We start from the raw sequence: 16822 nt of genomic DNA, 5'->3' as shown, positions 1-16822 counted from the left end.
TAGTGAGCATTTTCCCAGTAACATCCAAACCCATAAATATAAGGAGTTACCAAATGAATAACTGGATTAAGGCTGCAATTGCGGCTATCGCACTCTCTGCTGCTACTGTTCAAGCTGCGACTGAAGTTAAAGTCGGCATGTCTGGTCGCTATTTCCCGTTTACGTTCGTTAAACAAGACCAACTACAAGGTTTTGAAGTGGATTTATGGGATGAGATCGGTAAACGTAATGACTATAGCGTTGAATACGTGACAGCAAACTTCTCTGGTCTGTTTGGTCTTCTTGAAACGGGTCGAATCGATACCATTTCAAACCAAATTACAATCACGGATGCACGTAAAGCGAAATACTTATTCGCAGACCCATACGTAGTAGACGGCGCACAAATTACCGTTCGTAAAGGTAATGACAGCATTAAGGGCATCGAAGACCTTGATGGCAAGACGGTTGCGGTAAACCTAGGCTCAAACTTTGAACAACTGCTTCGCAGCTACGACAAAGATGGCAAGATCAATGTAAAAACCTACGATACAGGTATTGAGCATGATGTGGCACTGGGTCGTGCCGATGCATTCGTAATGGATCGCCTATCAGCATTAGAGCTTATCAAGAAGACTGGTCTACCATTACAACTAGCGGGGCAGCCATTCGAAACAATTGAAAACGCTTGGCCTTTCGTGGACAACGATAACGGCAAAAAACTGCAAGCAGAAGTAAACGAAGCATTAGCAGCAATGCGCGCAGATGGTACGCTAGAAAGTATCTCTCAGAAATGGTTTGGTGCGGACATTACTCAGAAGTAATCACTCACTTTCTCCATTCAAGGCCCACTGCTTTATACAGCGGTGGGCTTTTTGCTTTTGTGCACTGATTAAAAAATCTGATAGAACAGTACTTACATATAGAACAACACTGCCAATAAAAATACGAGATAGATTATGGGATTTGACTTTAATTACATGCTAGAGCTGTTGCCGATACTACTAAAGTATTTAGGCACCACGATGGAGATGGCAATCTGGGGCTTATTTTTCGCCCTAATTCTATCTTTGATACTGGCGAACATTCGTGTATTCAAAATCCCAGTACTCGACCAACTGAGCCAACTGTACATTAGCTTCTTCCGAGGTACACCACTGCTGGTACAACTGTTCCTTCTCTACTACGGCCTACCTCAGGTATTTCCGTGGATGGTTGGACTCGATGCGTTTGGCGCCGCGGTTATCGGCTTAACCTTGCACTTTGCTGCCTACATGGCTGAAAGTATTCGTGCTGCCATTATCGGTATCGATCGTAGCCAAATGGAAGCCAGCCTCTCCGTCGGTATGACAACCAGTCAAGCCATGCGCCGAGTGATCTTACCGCAAGCAACTCGTGTGGCACTGCCGTCATTGATGAACTACTTTATCGACATGATCAAGTCGACTTCACTTGCATTCACCCTAGGTGTAGCCGAAATCATGGCTAAAGCTCAGATGGAGGCTTCTTCAAGTTTCCGCTTCTTCGAGGCTTTCTTAGCGGTAGCGCTGATTTACTGGGGCGTGGTGGTTATCCTCACTCGTATTCAAATTTGGGCCGAAGTGAAACTGAATAAGGCATATGTACGATGATCAAATTACAAAATATCCACAAGCAGTTTGGTGACACCGAAGTATTGAAAGGGATCGACCTAGAAATCAAGCAAGGTGAGATAATTGTCATCATAGGTTCAAGTGGAACGGGTAAATCTACCTTACTGCGTTGTGTGAATTTTCTAGAGCAAGCCGATCAAGGCATAATTTCGATTGATGACATCAAGGTTGATGCTCAGAAACACACTAAGGCAGAGGTGCTTGCACTGCGTCGTAAGACCGGTTTTGTGTTCCAAAACTATGCACTATTCGCTCACCAAACCGCACGACAGAACATTGCTGAAGGTTTGATTACCGTTCGTGGCTGGAAAAAACAACAAGCCCATGAAAAAGCACAACAAATTCTTGATGATATTGGCTTGGGTGACAAAGGTGATAGCTACCCAGCCGCGCTCTCTGGTGGCCAGCAACAACGGGTTGGTATTGGTCGTGCAATGGCACTACAACCAGAGCTTTTACTGTTTGATGAGCCGACTTCAGCGCTCGATCCTGAGTGGGTTGGCGAAGTGCTTAACCTAATGAAAAAACTGGCAAATCAGCATCAAACCATGCTGGTGGTTACTCATGAAATGCAGTTCGCTAAAGAAGTAGCAGACCGAGTGATCTTCATGGCTGATGGCCATATTGTCGAACAGGGATCTCCACAGGATATTTTTGGTAATCCACAGGATCCCAAATTACAAAAATTCTTAAATAAGGTTGGGATCGACTAAGGATCCTTGTGATTTTAGTTATTCTACGTATAATCCCCCGACCGGAATTTTAGTTAACCCAATCATTGACACTTTTTGTGACAGTGATTACAATTCCGCCTCTTTGTTGAGAGGCGTCGGTTTTCCTTTCTTATATAAAGAAGAGAAAAAATGCCCACGCCGGGTTTAACAAAAACCTAAAACTACTGATCAGTAAGGTAATTACAATGAAACGCACTTTTCAACCTACAGTTCTAAAGCGTAAGCGTACACACGGTTTCCGTGCTCGCATGGCTACTAAGAACGGTCGCGCTACAATCAATGCACGTCGTGCAAAAGGCCGTAAGCGTCTTTCTAAGTAATCTTTGATTATTTTGAATAAGCTAGCCTTCGGTCGGGAGTTACGCTTGTTAACTCCCGAACATTATCAGAACGTCTTCAAGCAAGCTCATCGAGCCGGCTCCCCTCATTTCACCATCATTGCCCGAAATAACTCTCTTTCAAATCCTCGCCTTGGATTAGCTGTTCCGAAAAAGCAGATTAAAACCGCCGTGGGTCGTAACCGATTCAAGCGTCTTACTCGTGAAAGCTTTCGTAACACTCAACACAAACTTCCTAACAAAGATTTTGTTGTAATCGCTAAGAAGAGCGCGCAAGATTTAAGCAATGAAGAAATGTTCAAGCTACTCGACAAATTATGGCTTCGCCTGTCTCGCCCTTCGCGTGGATAGCGCTAATACCCATCTATTTTTATAGATGGTTTATTAGTCCACTCATCGGCCCACGCTGCCGATTTACTCCAACCTGCTCTTTATATGCGATAGAAGCGTTGAAAGCTCACGGTTTTGTAAAAGGGTGTTGGTTATCAGGCAAACGTCTATTAAAATGCCATCCTTTGAACGAAGGGGGCTTTGACCCCGTTCCACCGGTCCAAAAACAAGACAGAGATAAATAACGATGGATTCTCAACGTAATATCCTGTTAATCGCATTGGCATTGGTTTCTTTTCTACTGTTCCAACAATGGAACGTAGCTCAGAACCCAGCACCACAAGCGGTTGAGCAGGCACAATCTGGCAGCACCCTACCAGCGCCATCTTATGCAGATGATCTAGACCCGGCTCCTGGTCAAGTTGCTTCTGCAAAAACTATCACAGTAACAACTGATGTACTGACTCTGTCAATTGATACGGTTGGTGGTGATGTCGTTAAAGCAAATCTAAATGATTACTCTGCAGAATTTGATTCTGAAGATACGTTTGTTCTTCTTAAGAACGAACCAGGTCACCAATTTATCGCACAAAGCGGTCTAGTGGGTCCTCAAGGTATCGACCTAAGCAGCACAAACCGCCCAAGCTACACAGTTTCAGCAGACAGTTTCACGCTTGCTGATGGTCAGGATGAACTACGCATCCCGATGACTTACCAAGCAAACGGCCTTGATTACACGAAAACATTCGTCCTTAAGCGTGGCAGCTACGCAATGGATGTTGAATACGATGTAGTCAACAACTCTGGTAACAACGCAACATTCGGCATGTACGCTCACCTACGTCAGAACGTAATGGATGACGGTGGTAGCCTAACAATGCCAACTTACCGTGGTGGTGCTTACTCTACGGAAGATACGCGTTACAAAAAATACAGCTTCGACGACATGCAAGATCGCAACCTGTCTCTTAACCTAGCAAATGGTCAAGGTTGGGCAGCGATGATTCAGCACTACTTTGCAAGTGCATGGATTCCACGCGACGAAGCAGGCAGCAACCTTTACACTCGTGTAATTGGTAACCTTGGCGACATTGGTGTTCGCATGCCGAACAAAACCATCGCTACTGGTGACGAAGCAAACTTCAAAGCAACGCTTTGGGTTGGTCCTAAACTTCAAGACCAAATGGCTGCTGTTGCACCGAACCTAGACCTAGTAGTTGACTACGGTTGGTTATGGTTCATTGCTAAACCACTTCATACTCTGCTTTCGTTCATTCAAGGCATCGTTGTGAACTGGGGTCTGGCAATCATCTGTCTAACGTTCATCGTTCGTGGTGCTATGTACCCACTAACAAAAGCTCAGTACACGTCTATGGCGAAAATGCGTATGCTTCAGCCTAAGCTGACTGCAATGCGTGAGCGTATTGGCGACGACCGTCAACGCATGAGCCAAGAAATGATGGAGCTTTACAAGAAAGAGAAAGTGAACCCACTAGGTGGCTGTTTACCTATCCTTCTGCAAATGCCTATCTTCATTTCGTTATACTGGGCACTAATGGAGTCTGTTGAACTGCGTCACTCACCGTTCTTCGGTTGGATTACTGACCTTTCAGCACAAGACCCATACTACATCTTGCCGCTTCTGATGGGTGCTTCAATGTTCCTAATCCAGAAGATGAGTCCGACAACTGTAACGGATCCAATGCAGCAGAAGATCATGACCTTTATGCCGGTTATGTTCACATTCTTCTTCCTGTTCTTCCCTTCAGGTCTGGTTCTTTACTGGCTAGTATCGAACATCGTAACTCTGATTCAGCAAACGCTTATCTACCGCGCGCTGGAAAAGAAAGGCTTACATTCTAAGTAAGTTCGATAATAGAAAGAGATAAAGAAAGGCGACCAAAAGGTCGCCTTTTTGTTTTTAGCTGATTACAATTCAGCTAATTGATTAATCGTGAGCGCCCCTTTTGGCTTTCACATGCTAGCAGGCACAACTATGACTACAGATACGATTGTTGCTCAAGCGACTGCACCCGGCCGTGGCGGCGTCGGTATTATTCGCGTTTCAGGCCCACAAGCAGCCCAAGTTGCGCTTGAAGTTACCGGCAAAGTACTGAAACCACGTTACGCTGAGTACACCCCTTTTAAATCTCACGATGGTTTAGAGCTAGACCAAGGCATCGCGCTTTACTTTCCTAATCCGCACTCATTTACCGGCGAAGACGTATTAGAGTTACAAGGCCACGGCGGTCCAGTGGTAATGGATATGCTCATCAAACGCATTCTGACCATTCCTGGGCTACGCGCAGCACGCCCAGGTGAGTTCTCAGAGCGTGCCTTCTTGAACGACAAGATGGATTTAACTCAAGCAGAAGCGATTGCCGACCTCATTGATGCCAGTTCAGAAGAAGCGGCGAAATCGGCGCTGCAATCGCTGCAAGGTGAATTTTCAAAACGCATTAATACGCTGGTGGACTCTCTGATTCACTTACGCATCTATGTTGAAGCCGCTATCGACTTCCCAGAAGAAGAGATTGATTTCCTAGCTGACGGTAAAGTAAGTGCTGACTTACAAGCTATCATCGACAACCTCGAAGCGGTTCGCCAAGAAGCCAATCAAGGTGCCATCATGCGTGAAGGTATGAAGGTGGTGATTGCAGGTCGTCCTAATGCCGGTAAGTCGAGCTTATTGAATGCATTATCGGGTAAAGACTCCGCGATTGTGACTGATATTGCTGGTACCACGCGTGATGTACTGCGTGAACATATCCATATTGATGGTATGCCACTGCACATTATTGATACCGCTGGCCTGCGTGAAGCCTCGGATGAAGTCGAAAAAATCGGTATTGAACGCGCTTGGGAAGAAATTACTCAAGCCGATCGCGTTTTATTTATGGTCGATGGCACCACTACCGATGCAACCGACCCGAAAGATATCTGGCCAGATTTCGTTGATCGTCTGCCAAATAACATCGGAATGACGGTGATTCGTAACAAAGCCGATCAAACCAGTGAAGATCTCGGGATTTGCCATGTTAATGATCCAACTCTGATTCGACTATCAGCAAAGACAGGACAAGGCGTTGATGCGCTGCGTAGTCACTTAAAAGATTGCATGGGCTTTGCTGGTGGTAATGAAGGTGGCTTCATGGCACGTCGTCGCCACTTAGATGCCCTAGAACGCGCATCTGAGCACTTAGATATTGGTCAGCAACAGCTCGAAGGCTATATGGCTGGGGAAATCTTGGCAGAAGAGCTACGTATAACGCAACAACACCTTAATGAGATTACGGGAGAGTTCAGCTCAGATGACCTACTCGGCCGTATCTTCACCTCTTTCTGTATTGGTAAATAACCTTTAAAGGCCGGCTCATGCTGGCCTTTTTCTTTAGTAAGGACAGCTTAATGATCCACATTATTACAGGTAGCACCTTAGGTGGTGCTGAGTACGTTGGCGATCACCTTAATGATCTTCTTGAAGAACAAGGTCATGAAATAACCCTTCATAATCAGCCGGAATACGATGATATCCCCCAACAAGGTTTTTGGTTACTGGTGACTTCAACTCATGGGGCTGGCGAATTTCCAGATAATATTAAGCCGTTTATCGACGCATTGACCCAGCAATCTCCAGATTTAAGCCTGGTTCGCTTTGCTGTCGTGGCACTTGGAGATTCGAGTTATGATACCTTCTGCTTGGCGGGTAAATCAGCCTACAGCCAGATGAAAGAGCTCGGTGCTCAACCTATTTCTGACTGTTTTACCATCGATGTATTGGAAACTCCGGTACCAGAAGACGCAGCAGAAGCGTGGTTTAACGATCATAGCGACCAGTTTTAACCTCTCTCTTCTCTCAAAAAGCGGCTTATACCGCTTTTTTTGTCTTTGAACATCGCGATTGTGAATAACTTTTTTTCAAAAATATCGAAAATTAGCGATCTATTTTCAATTTCTGCTGTGGATAAGATCATACATATACGGTGATTAACCTATAGTTATCCAAATAACAAGTTTTAGGCTAATTTCCCCCTGTGAATAAGTAGCCATTTTGATCCCAGCTAATCCTCATCCTGATCAAAGTTAGATCACATCCTTTGATCCAAAAAAGATCCATGATCTTGTTGATCATTTTCGACTTATCCACAGATACCCTCGATCCTAATAATAGATCTAATAAAAGATCTCCTTAAAGATCTTATCTATATTAATTAAAAACCGCTTTTTCGAAAAATCCCAAAAACGTTTTCTCAGGCTATGAAAACAGGTAGAATATCGCTCCTTTTTATCAATCTAGAAAACGTTTGAATACCTGAGGTCGGTTCATGCTTTATCACGAAAAATTTGATGTCATCGTTGTTGGTGGTGGCCATGCAGGAACGGAAGCCGCACTCGCATCTGCACGTACTGGTCAAAGTACGTTATTACTTACTCATAATATCGATACACTAGGACAAATGTCTTGTAACCCAGCCATTGGTGGGATCGGTAAGGGCCACTTGGTAAAAGAGGTCGATGCAATGGGTGGATTAATGGCGCAAGCTATTGATCATGCAGGTATTCAGTTCAGAACATTGAACGCATCAAAAGGCCCTGCGGTTCGTGCAACTCGTGCACAAGCTGACCGCGCACTTTACAAAGCCTTTGTTCGTAACGTTCTTGAAAACACGCCAAACCTGACTTTGTTCCAACAGTCAGTTGATGACTTGATCGTTGAACAGGATCAAGTGGTGGGTGTGGTTACGCAGATGGGTCTTAAGTTCCGCGCAAGCGCTGTGGTTCTGACAGTGGGTACCTTCCTAGGTGGCAAGATCCATATTGGTATGGAAAGTTCTTCAGGCGGTCGTGCTGGTGATCCACCATCGATCGCACTGGCTGACCGTCTTCGTGATCTTCCATTCCGAGTTGATCGCCTGAAAACAGGTACACCTCCTCGTATCGATGCACGTAGCGTTGATTTTTCTGAGCTTGAGGTTCAGCACGGTGATAACCCGACACCTGTTTTCTCGTTCATGGGTAGCCGAGCTCAACAGCCGCGTCAGATTCCGTGTTACATCACGCATACCAATGAAAATACGCATGACGTAATTCGCGCCAACCTTGATCGCAGCCCTATGTACGCGGGTGTGATTGAAGGCATTGGCCCTCGCTACTGTCCTTCGATTGAAGACAAAGTAATGCGTTTTGCTGACAAGAACAGTCATCAAATTTTTATTGAGCCTGAAGGTCTAACGACCCATGAGTTATACCCGAATGGTATATCTACCAGTTTGCCATTTGATGTACAGGTTCAAATGGTTCATTCGATGAAGGGCTTTGAAAATGCTCATATCGTTCGCCCTGGCTATGCGATTGAGTATGATTTTTTTGATCCTCGCGACCTAAAGCTGACTTACGAAACTAAGTTTATCAAAGGTCTATTCTTCGCGGGTCAAATCAACGGTACCACTGGCTACGAAGAAGCGGCTGCACAAGGCTTAATGGCCGGTTTGAATGCGAGTTTGTTTACTCAAGGCAAAGAAGGCTGGAGTCCGCGTCGTGACCAAGCTTACATGGGTGTGCTTATTGATGACCTATCTACCATGGGTACCAAAGAACCTTACCGCATGTTTACGTCTCGCGCGGAATACCGTTTGCTGCTTCGTGAAGACAACGCCGATATCCGCTTGACTGAAAAGTCGCGTGAACTTGGCCTCGTCGACGACGCTCGTTGGGCTCGTTTCAACGAGAAGGTGGAAAACATGGAGAAAGAACGTCAACGTTTGAAAGAGACTTGGATTAATCCAAAATCTGAAGATATTGATCAACTGAACCAAATTCTGAAAACCCCAATGTCTCGTGAAGCGAGTGGTGAAGATCTTCTTCGTCGCCCTGAAATGACTTATTCACAGCTAACCGCACTGGATCGTTTTGGTCCTGCACTGGAAGATCAACAAGCCTCTGAGCAAGTTGAGATCCAAGTGAAGTACGATGGTTATATTCAGCGTCAACAAGACGAAATTGAAAAATCACTGCGTCATGAAAACACCAAACTGCCTGTTGATATCGATTACAGCAAGGTGAAAGGACTTTCTAACGAAGTGGTTCTTAAACTAACGACCGCTAAGCCTGACTCAATTGGTATTGCTTCGCGAATCTCAGGTATCACACCTGCAGCAATCTCAATTCTGTTGGTTTACTTGAAAAAACACGGCCTGTTGAAAAAAGGTGAGGAAGCATAATGAGCGCATTACGCGAAAAACTGGATCACCTGATTGGCCAGACTGAACTTGAAGTTTCTGAAAAGCAACGTGGCCAGTTGGTTGGCTACGTTGAGTTACTGAACAAGTGGAACAAAGCTTATAACCTAACGTCAGTTCGTGACCCGCAAGAAATGATGGTGAAACATATCTTAGATAGCATCATTGTTAGCACTCACTTACAAGGTAAGCGTTTTATCGACGTTGGTACGGGGCCTGGTCTTCCTGGGATTCCGCTCTCAATCATGAATCCAGACTGCGAGTTTTACTTGCTAGACAGCCTAGGTAAACGTATTCGTTTTATCAAACAGGTGATTCATGAACTGGGTATCGACAACGTGGTACCGGTTCAAAGTCGCGTTGAAGAATTTCAACCCGAAGAAAAGTTTGATGCCGTGCTCAGTCGCGCATTTGCGTCAATGACAGACATGGTAGAGTGGTGTCACCATTTACCTAAAGAGCAATCCGGTGTATTTTTGGCTCTTAAGGGACAACATCCTAGAGACGAAATCGACCTGTTACCTGAATGGTGTTCAGTGACAGACATTAAAGCTTTGCAGGTGCCAGAGCTTGATGGAGAGCGTCATCTAGTTACTTTATCGCGTCAGGGATAATCAGCGAGGCCATAGTGGGTAAAATCGTAGCAATTGCCAACCAGAAGGGCGGCGTAGGAAAAACAACAACTTGCATTAATTTGGCAGCATCAATGGCGGCAACAAAACGCAAGATATTGGTTGTTGACCTCGATCCTCAAGGTAATGCCACTATGGCGAGCGGTGTCGACAAGTATCAGGTTGAAGCAACTGCTTACGATTTGTTAGTTGAAGACACCCCATTTGATGAGGTAGTTTGCCGGAGTACATCTGGCAATTATGACCTCATCGCCGCGAACGGCGATGTTACTGCGGCAGAAATCAAGCTGATGGAAGTGTTTGCTCGAGAAGTTCGTTTAAAAAATGCACTCGAATCCATTCGCAATAACTATGATTTCATCTTTATTGATTGCCCACCCTCATTAAACCTTCTTACAATCAACGCGATGGCTGCGGCCGACTCCGTATTGGTTCCTATGCAATGTGAATATTTTGCTTTGGAAGGTTTGACTGCATTGATGGATACCATCAGTAAGCTGGCGGCTGTTGTAAATGAGAACCTGAAGATCGAAGGTCTTCTACGTACAATGTACGATCCTCGCAACCGCTTATCGAACGAAGTATCTGATCAACTCAAAAAACACTTTGGTAGTAAAGTCTACCGAACTGTGATCCCTAGAAATGTGCGTCTGGCAGAAGCCCCGAGTCACGGCAAGCCAGCAATGTACTACGACAAATATTCCGCAGGAGCTAAGGCTTACCTTGCTCTTGCTGGCGAAATGTTGCGTCGTGAAGAAGTCCCAGTATAGGTCCAACCAAAGGAATTCGCTCAATGTCTAAGCGTGGTTTAGGAAAAGGGCTAGATGCATTGCTTGCAACTAGCTCATTGGCTCGTGAAAAACAGCAAGTTGCTTCTCATAGTCAGGCGTTGTCGGCTGATGGTGAGCTTATCGAACTGGCTGTTGGTTGCTTGAAGCCTGGTGTATATCAACCGCGTAAGGATATTGCGCCTGAAGCGCTAGAAGAGCTGGCTGCATCAATTCAATCTCAAGGCATTATCCAACCGATCGTAGTTCGCCCATTGGCGCACGACCAGTTTGAGATTATTGCTGGTGAACGTCGTTGGAGAGCAGCTCGTCAAGCAGGCCTTAAACAAGTGCCATGTCTGATCAAGAGAGTGGAAGACAAGGCTGCTATCGCGATGGCGTTGATTGAGAATATTCAGCGTGAAGACCTGAATGTTATCGAAGAATCACAAGCGCTAGAGCGCTTGCAGAACGAGTTTTCACTGACGCATCAGCAGGTTGCCGATGTGATTGGTAAATCTAGAGCTACCGTTAGTAACTTATTACGTCTAAATCAGCTCGAAAATGAAGTAAAAGGTTTAGTTTCCAGTAAACAACTGGAAATGGGGCATGCTAGAGCACTGCTTGCGCTTGAAGGTGATACCCAGGTTGAAGCGGCGAATACCGCAGCAACCAAAAAAATGACCGTTCGTCAAACTGAGCAACTTGTCAAAAAGTGCTTAAAACCAGACGTTGAAGCTGAATCGAAGCCCGAAGACACTGAGGCCATCGAACTTTCACGAAGACTCACGGAAAAATTGCAAGCAAACGTTTCAGTTACTCGTTCTGTTAGCGGTAAGTCAAAAGTGACAATTACTCTTGATGAGCCTCACAAATTAGAGCAACTTATTGCTAAACTAGAGTACTAAATGAGATAATTGATTTAGGTCAATTATGTAATAAACAAGTAATTTCTTACAAAAGTTGTAGGTTTGTATACAGAAATGTAAATGATTGCTGCATTCTTATTGCAATCAATTTGGCTGAACGTATAATTTTCGCCAATTTCTCAGCACGCTTTTAAGCGAGTGGTAAAGTGGGCTTAAAGAGGAACGAATACATGGTAGCGGCGTTAGCAAGACCAGGACGAGTGCTTGCAAAGCAAATGTTATTGATCGAGCTTAGCGCGGTTATATTAGTGGCGATAGGGTTAGGTTTAGCTGTTAATCCTGATTGGGGTTTTGCTGCATTGATTGGTGGCGGTATTTTTGTCATCTCGAATGTGGTTTTTTGTGTGTGTGCTTTCCTATTTTGTGGAGCTCGCGCAACTAAGTTAGTTGCGGCGTCGTTTTATGCAGGCGAAGCACTAAAGATCCTTATCACAGTTCTACTATTCTCTATTGTCTACATGTATATGCAGGTGGAATTAATTCCCCTCAAACTGACCTATTTACTGGTTCTAGGTATTAATATCTTTGCGCCAGTGCTTTTCATTAACAATAAAAAATAGGATGAGTTATGGCTGCGCCAACAGCATCCGGATACATTGAACACCATTTACAAAACCTTTCTTTAGCTAAGTTTGGTCTTGTAGAGGAGACAAGTTTCTGGAACGTACATATAGACAGTCTGTTTTTTTCGGTGTTGACAGGGATGTTATTCCTTTGGGTTTTTCGCTCAGTCGCTAAGAAAGCAACAGTAGGTGTACCTGGTAAGCTTCAGTGTTTTGTTGAAATGGTAGTGGAATTCGTTGGCGACAACGTTAAAGAAACTTTCCATGGTCGCAACCCTCTGATTGCCCCACTAGCACTGACTATATTCTGCTGGATTATAATTATGAACTTGATGGACTTAGTGCCTATCGATTTCTTACCATATCCTGCAGAGCATTGGCTAGGTATCCCTTACTTGAAAGTGGTTCCTACAGCTGATGTTAATATAACAATGGCAATGGCTTTAGGTGTTTTTGCTCTGATGATCTACTACAGCATCAAAGTAAAAGGCTTGGGCGGATTTGCTAAAGAATTGGCACTGCATCCATTTAATCACCCAATCATGATTCCATTTAACTTGGTACTTGAGATAATTTCGTTACTCGCGAAGCCACTATCTCTAGGTATGCGTTTATTTGGTAATATGTTTGCGGGTGAGGTGGTGTTTATTCTTATCGCGGCAATGCTACCGTGGTACTTACAATGGGTAGGTGCACTACCTTGGGCTATCTTCCATATCTTGGTTATTTTGATTCAAGCGTTTGTTTTCATGATGTTGACAATCGTTTACTTATCAATGGCTCATGAAGATAGTGATCACTAAAAATTTTTTAAGCTTTATTCTAACTATTAATGTTAATCGGAGAACGTAAATGGAAACTGTACTAAGTTTTTCAGCAATCGCTGTTGCTATCATTGTTGGTCTTTGTGCCGTAGGTACTGCAATTGGTTTTGCTATTCTTGGTGGTAAATTCCTAGAAGGCGCTGCGCGTCAACCTGAAATGGCTCCAATGCTACAAGTTAAGATGTTCATCATCGCTGGTCTACTGGATGCTGTTCCAATGATCGGTATCGTAATCGCACTACTATTCACGTTTGCTAACCCATTTGTTGGTCAACTAGCAGGCTAATTAACTCTTTAATAGTTAATTAAATTTTTGTAGTTGATTCTTAACGAGGGGTAGCTGTTGTGAATATGAACGCAACTCTGTTGGGTCAAGCAATTGCTTTTTCAATGTTTGTTTGGTTCTGCATGAAATATGTATGGCCACCAATCTTGCAAGCAATTGAAGAGCGTCAGAAAAAAATTGCTGACGGTCTTGTAGCCGCTGAACGCGCTGCTAAAGACTTGAACCTGGCACAAGCCAACGCTTCTGACCAAATGAAAGAAGCAAAGCGCACTGCAACTGAGGTTATTGATCAGGCAAACAAACGTAAAGCTCAAATTATTGATGAAGCACGCGAAGAAGCTCAGGCAGAACGCCAGAAAATCTTAGCGCAAGCTGAAGCAGAAATTGAAGCAGAGCGTACACGTGCCCGTGATGACCTGCGCAAACAAGTCGCAACTCTGGCTATAGCTGGTGCTGAGAAAATCCTTGAGCGTACAATCGATAAAGATGTACACGATGATCTTCTTAACAACATTACTGCAAAACTTTAAAGCAAGGGGCTGTATATGTCTGATTTGACTACAATCGCACGCCCCTATGCTAAAGCAGCGTTTGACTTTGCGGTAGATAAAGGTGAGCTAGACCAATGGGGTCAAATGCTTACTTTTGCTGCCGAAGTGGCACAAAATGATGATGTTCACAATTTATTAAGCGGTTCTATGACTGCTGAAAAATTAGCTGAAGTATTCATTGTAATTTGTGGCGAACAATTTGATGAATTCGGCCAGAACTTAATTAAAGTGATGGCAGAGAATGGCCGCTTAATGGCTTTTCCTGATGTTTGTAAAGAGTTCTTTATACTTAAAAAAGAGTATGAGAAAGAGATCGACGTTGAAGTTACTTCAGCAGTTGAGCTTTCTGAAGAACAACGTACAAGCATTATCAGCAAATTGGAACTGCGCCTTGCGCGCAAAGTTCAGCTGAATTGCAGTATAGATGAGACTCTACTTAGTGGAGTTATTATTCGAGCCGGAGACCTAGTCATCGATAACTCAGCGCGCAGTCGTTTAGACCGCCTGAGCGATGCATTGCAGTCTTAATGGGGATTGGAGCATGCAACTTAATTCCACTGAAATTAGCGATCTAATTAAACAACGTATTGAATCTTTCGACGTTGTTAGTGAAGCTCGCAATGAAGGTACTATCGTTTCTGTAAGCGATGGCATCCTTAGCATCCACGGCCTAGCGGACGTGATGCAAGGTGAAATGATCGAACTACCGGGTGGCCGTTACGCTCTAGCACTGAACTTGAACCGTGATTCGGTTGGTGCTGTTGTAATGGGCCCGTATGCTGACCTACAGGAAGGCATGAAAGTTACAGGTACTGGTCGTATTCTAGAAGTACCAGTAGGTCCTGAAATGCTTGGTCGTGTTGTAAACACGCTAGGTGAGCCAATTGATGGTAAAGGTCCAATCGAAGCGAAATTGACTTCGCCTGTAGAAATTATCGCACCAGGTGTAATCGACCGTAAATCGGTAGATCAACCTGTTCAAACTGGTTACAAGTCTGTTGACTCAATGATCCCTATCGGTCGTGGTCAACGTGAACTAGTAATCGGTGACCGTCAGACTGGTAAAACAGCAATGGCGATCGATGCGATTATTAACCAAAAAGATTCTGGTATTTTCTCTATCTACGTAGCTATCGGCCAAAAAGCGTCGACTATTGCTAACGTAGTTCGCAAACTAGAAGAGCACGGCGCACTAGCAAACACTGTTGTTGTTGTTGCATCGGCTTCTGAATCTGCAGCGCTGCAATATCTTGCACCGTATGCTGGTTGTGCGATGGGCGAATACTTCCGTGATCGCGGTGAAGATGCACTGATTGTTTATGATGACCTATCTAAGCAAGCTGTAGCTTACCGTCAAATCTCGCTACTACTTAAGCGTCCACCAGGTCGTGAAGCGTTCCCAGGTGATGTTTTCTACCTTCACTCTCGTCTACTAGAGCGTGCTGCTCGTGTAAGCGAAGCATACGTAGAAAAATTCACTAACGGCGAAGTGACAGGCAAGACTGGTTCTTTAACTGCTCTTCCTATCATTGAAACGCAAGCTGGTGACGTATCTGCATTCGTACCAACGAACGTAATCTCGATTACTGATGGTCAGATCTTCCTACAAACTGAGCTATTCAACGCCGGCGTACGTCCAGCTGTTGACCCAGGTATCTCAGTTTCTCGTGTAGGTGGTTCGGCGCAGACTAAAATCATCAAGAAGCTATCTGGCGGTATCCGTACTGCTCTAGCTCAATACCGTGAACTTGCTGCATTTGCACAATTCTCATCGGATCTTGATGAAGCGACTAAGAAGCAACTAGACCACGGTCAAAAAGTTACAGAACTGATGAAGCAGAAGCAATACGCTCCTATGTCTGTATTTGACCAAGCTCTAGTAATCTTCGCTGCAGAGCGTGGATACCTTCAAGATGTTGAACTGTCAAAAGTTCTAGATTTTGAAGCTGCTTTACTGTCGTTTGCTCGTGGTCAATATGCCGATCTAGCAACACAGATCGACACAACGGGTGCTTTCAATAAAGAAATCGAAGCTGAGCTGAAGAAGCTTGTTGACGATTTCAAGGCAACCCAGACCTGGTAATTGGTAGGTGGTCTTAGGGCCACCTCATACCATTAACGGAGAGTAACGATGGCCGGCGCAAAAGAGATACGTAATAAAATCGGTAGTGTTAAAAGCACACAGAAGATTACGAAAGCAATGGAAATGGTAGCAGCTTCAAAAATGCGTCGTTCTCAAGACGCAATGGAAGCTACTCGTCCATATGCAGAAACAATGCGTAAAGTGATCGGTCATTTGGCTAATGGTAGCCTCGAGTATAAGCATCCTTATCTTGAGGAACGTGAAGCCAAACGTGTTGGTTACATCATCGTTTCTACAGACCGTGGTCTTTGTGGTGGCTTGAACATTAACTTGTTCAAGAAAGCCATGAACGACATGAAAGATTGGTCTGAGAAAGGTGCTGATGTAGAGCTTGCAATAGTAGGTTCTAAAGCAACAGCATTTTTCAACAACAGCGGCGCGAAAGTAGCAGCTCAAGTTTCTGGTCTGGGCGATCGTCCAAGCCTTGAAGACTTGATTGGCTCTGTAAGCGTTATGCTGAAGAAATATGATGAAGGCGAATTAGATCGCCTGTTCGTAGTGTTCAACAAGTTTGAAAACACTATGGTTCAAGAACCAACGATCGATCAATTACTTCCTTTGCCTAAATCAGATAGCGAAGAAATGAAACGCAGTCATTCTTGGGACTACATTTATGAGCCCGAGCCAAAACCACTACTAGATGCACTATTGGTTCGTTATGTCGAATCTCAAGTGTACCAAGGTGTGGTCGAGAATCTTGCTTGTGAGCAAGCTGCTCGAATGATTGCTATGAAATCAGCAACAGATAACGCTGGTGACATTATTGATGACTTAGAACTTGTGTATAACAAAGCCCGTCAATCGGCGATTACACAAGAACTTTCTGAGATCGTTTCAGGCGCAGCTGCGGTTTAA

Annotated in this window: 20 protein-coding genes; all 20 read left to right on the top strand. The window is 44.4% G+C overall.

Features of this window, described 5'->3' with window-relative positions; genetic code table 11:
• The first annotated feature begins 53 nt into the window (after positions 1-53).
• The gene (locus ITG09_00490; GenBank protein ID UPR52195.1) at positions 54-803 is read left to right on the top strand and encodes an amino acid ABC transporter substrate-binding protein; all 750 of its coding nucleotides are present in this window, start codon (positions 54-56) and stop codon (positions 801-803) included.
• Positions 804-938: 135 nt separating this feature from the next.
• Entirely contained in the window at positions 939-1610 is a 672-nt protein-coding gene (locus ITG09_00485; protein ID UPR52194.1) for an amino acid ABC transporter permease, read from the top strand.
• Entirely contained in the window at positions 1607-2344 is a 738-nt protein-coding gene (locus ITG09_00480; protein UPR52193.1) for an amino acid ABC transporter ATP-binding protein, read from the top strand. Before ITG09_00485 ends, ITG09_00480 begins: the two co-directional genes overlap by 4 nt.
• A 206-nt stretch (positions 2345-2550) precedes the next feature.
• Positions 2551-2685, top strand: coding sequence for a 50S ribosomal protein L34 (rpmH, locus tag ITG09_00475; protein ID UPR52192.1), 135 nt, complete (start codon positions 2551-2553; stop codon positions 2683-2685).
• A gap of 12 nt (positions 2686-2697) precedes the next feature.
• Entirely contained in the window at positions 2698-3054 is a 357-nt protein-coding gene (rnpA, locus tag ITG09_00470) for a ribonuclease P protein component (protein UPR52191.1), read from the top strand.
• Positions 3021-3278, top strand: coding sequence for a membrane protein insertion efficiency factor YidD (gene yidD / locus ITG09_00465; GenBank protein ID UPR52190.1), 258 nt, complete (start codon positions 3021-3023; stop codon positions 3276-3278). The genes rnpA and yidD overlap by 34 nt, the downstream gene beginning before the upstream one ends.
• A 2-nt stretch (positions 3279-3280) precedes the next feature.
• Complete coding sequence (gene yidC / locus ITG09_00460) at positions 3281-4900, top strand: membrane protein insertase YidC (protein UPR52189.1); 1620 nt, start codon at positions 3281-3283, stop codon at positions 4898-4900.
• A gap of 129 nt (positions 4901-5029) precedes the next feature.
• Positions 5030-6391 carry a tRNA uridine-5-carboxymethylaminomethyl(34) synthesis GTPase MnmE gene (gene mnmE / locus ITG09_00455; protein ID UPR52188.1) on the top strand — a complete coding sequence of 454 codons (1362 nt, stop codon included), beginning with the start codon at positions 5030-5032 and terminating at the stop codon, positions 6389-6391.
• A 50-nt stretch (positions 6392-6441) separates the two neighbouring features.
• Complete coding sequence (gene mioC / locus ITG09_00450; protein ID UPR52187.1) at positions 6442-6876, top strand: FMN-binding protein MioC; 435 nt, start codon at positions 6442-6444, stop codon at positions 6874-6876.
• A gap of 482 nt (positions 6877-7358) precedes the next feature.
• On the top strand, positions 7359-9254 hold the full coding sequence (gene mnmG / locus ITG09_00445; GenBank protein UPR52186.1) for a tRNA uridine-5-carboxymethylaminomethyl(34) synthesis enzyme MnmG: 1896 nt from the start codon (positions 7359-7361) through the stop codon (positions 9252-9254).
• The gene (rsmG, locus tag ITG09_00440; protein UPR52185.1) at positions 9254-9886 is read left to right on the top strand and encodes a 16S rRNA (guanine(527)-N(7))-methyltransferase RsmG; all 633 of its coding nucleotides are present in this window, start codon (positions 9254-9256) and stop codon (positions 9884-9886) included. Before mnmG ends, rsmG begins: the two co-directional genes overlap by 1 nt.
• Before the next feature lie 14 nt (positions 9887-9900).
• Entirely contained in the window at positions 9901-10674 is a 774-nt protein-coding gene (locus ITG09_00435; GenBank protein UPR52184.1) for a ParA family protein, read from the top strand.
• Between the two features lie 23 nt (positions 10675-10697).
• The gene (locus ITG09_00430) at positions 10698-11579 is read left to right on the top strand and encodes a ParB/RepB/Spo0J family partition protein (GenBank protein ID UPR52183.1); all 882 of its coding nucleotides are present in this window, start codon (positions 10698-10700) and stop codon (positions 11577-11579) included.
• 191 nt (positions 11580-11770) lie between these two features.
• The gene (locus ITG09_00425) at positions 11771-12160 is read left to right on the top strand and encodes a F0F1 ATP synthase subunit I (GenBank protein ID UPR52182.1); all 390 of its coding nucleotides are present in this window, start codon (positions 11771-11773) and stop codon (positions 12158-12160) included.
• 8 nt (positions 12161-12168) lie between these two features.
• Entirely contained in the window at positions 12169-12966 is a 798-nt protein-coding gene (gene atpB / locus ITG09_00420) for a F0F1 ATP synthase subunit A (GenBank protein UPR52181.1), read from the top strand.
• Positions 12967-13015: 49 nt separating this feature from the next.
• Positions 13016-13273, top strand: coding sequence for a F0F1 ATP synthase subunit C (atpE, locus tag ITG09_00415; protein ID UPR52180.1), 258 nt, complete (start codon positions 13016-13018; stop codon positions 13271-13273).
• A 59-nt stretch (positions 13274-13332) separates the two neighbouring features.
• Positions 13333-13803, top strand: coding sequence for a F0F1 ATP synthase subunit B (gene atpF / locus ITG09_00410; protein ID UPR52179.1), 471 nt, complete (start codon positions 13333-13335; stop codon positions 13801-13803).
• A 15-nt stretch (positions 13804-13818) separates the two neighbouring features.
• Positions 13819-14352 carry a F0F1 ATP synthase subunit delta gene (gene atpH / locus ITG09_00405; protein UPR52178.1) on the top strand — a complete coding sequence of 178 codons (534 nt, stop codon included), beginning with the start codon at positions 13819-13821 and terminating at the stop codon, positions 14350-14352.
• Between the two features lie 13 nt (positions 14353-14365).
• Positions 14366-15907: a F0F1 ATP synthase subunit alpha gene (atpA, locus tag ITG09_00400; GenBank protein ID UPR52177.1), complete on the top strand. Its 1542-nt coding sequence runs from the start codon at positions 14366-14368 to the stop codon at positions 15905-15907.
• A 48-nt stretch (positions 15908-15955) separates the two neighbouring features.
• Positions 15956-16822, top strand: a complete 867-nt coding sequence (gene atpG, locus ITG09_00395) for a F0F1 ATP synthase subunit gamma (GenBank protein UPR52176.1) — start codon at positions 15956-15958, stop codon at positions 16820-16822.

Origin of the sequence: Vibrio cyclitrophicus, assembly GCA_023206055.1 — a bacterium.
Taxonomy (GTDB): Bacteria; Pseudomonadota; Gammaproteobacteria; order Enterobacterales; family Vibrionaceae; genus Vibrio; species Vibrio cyclitrophicus_A.
This window is presented reverse-complemented; position numbering and strand designations above follow the sequence as displayed.

Coding starts and splice junctions, on each gene's coding strand:
- ITG09_00490 (UPR52195.1), top strand. CDS start 54: ATGAATAACTGGATTAAGGCTGCAATTGCGGCTATCGCACTCTCTGCT.
- ITG09_00485 (UPR52194.1), top strand. CDS start 939: ATGGGATTTGACTTTAATTACATGCTAGAGCTGTTGCCGATACTACTA.
- ITG09_00480 (UPR52193.1), top strand. CDS start 1,607: ATGATCAAATTACAAAATATCCACAAGCAGTTTGGTGACACCGAAGTA.
- rpmH (UPR52192.1), top strand. CDS start 2,551: ATGAAACGCACTTTTCAACCTACAGTTCTAAAGCGTAAGCGTACACAC.
- yidD (UPR52190.1), top strand. CDS start 3,021: ATGGCTTCGCCTGTCTCGCCCTTCGCGTGGATAGCGCTAATACCCATC.
- yidC (UPR52189.1), top strand. CDS start 3,281: ATGGATTCTCAACGTAATATCCTGTTAATCGCATTGGCATTGGTTTCT.
- mnmE (UPR52188.1), top strand. CDS start 5,030: ATGACTACAGATACGATTGTTGCTCAAGCGACTGCACCCGGCCGTGGC.
- mioC (UPR52187.1), top strand. CDS start 6,442: ATGATCCACATTATTACAGGTAGCACCTTAGGTGGTGCTGAGTACGTT.
- mnmG (UPR52186.1), top strand. CDS start 7,359: ATGCTTTATCACGAAAAATTTGATGTCATCGTTGTTGGTGGTGGCCAT.
- rsmG (UPR52185.1), top strand. CDS start 9,254: ATGAGCGCATTACGCGAAAAACTGGATCACCTGATTGGCCAGACTGAA.
- ITG09_00430 (UPR52183.1), top strand. CDS start 10,698: ATGTCTAAGCGTGGTTTAGGAAAAGGGCTAGATGCATTGCTTGCAACT.
- ITG09_00425 (UPR52182.1), top strand. CDS start 11,771: ATGGTAGCGGCGTTAGCAAGACCAGGACGAGTGCTTGCAAAGCAAATG.
- atpB (UPR52181.1), top strand. CDS start 12,169: ATGGCTGCGCCAACAGCATCCGGATACATTGAACACCATTTACAAAAC.
- atpE (UPR52180.1), top strand. CDS start 13,016: ATGGAAACTGTACTAAGTTTTTCAGCAATCGCTGTTGCTATCATTGTT.
- atpH (UPR52178.1), top strand. CDS start 13,819: ATGTCTGATTTGACTACAATCGCACGCCCCTATGCTAAAGCAGCGTTT.
- atpA (UPR52177.1), top strand. CDS start 14,366: ATGCAACTTAATTCCACTGAAATTAGCGATCTAATTAAACAACGTATT.
- atpG (UPR52176.1), top strand. CDS start 15,956: ATGGCCGGCGCAAAAGAGATACGTAATAAAATCGGTAGTGTTAAAAGC.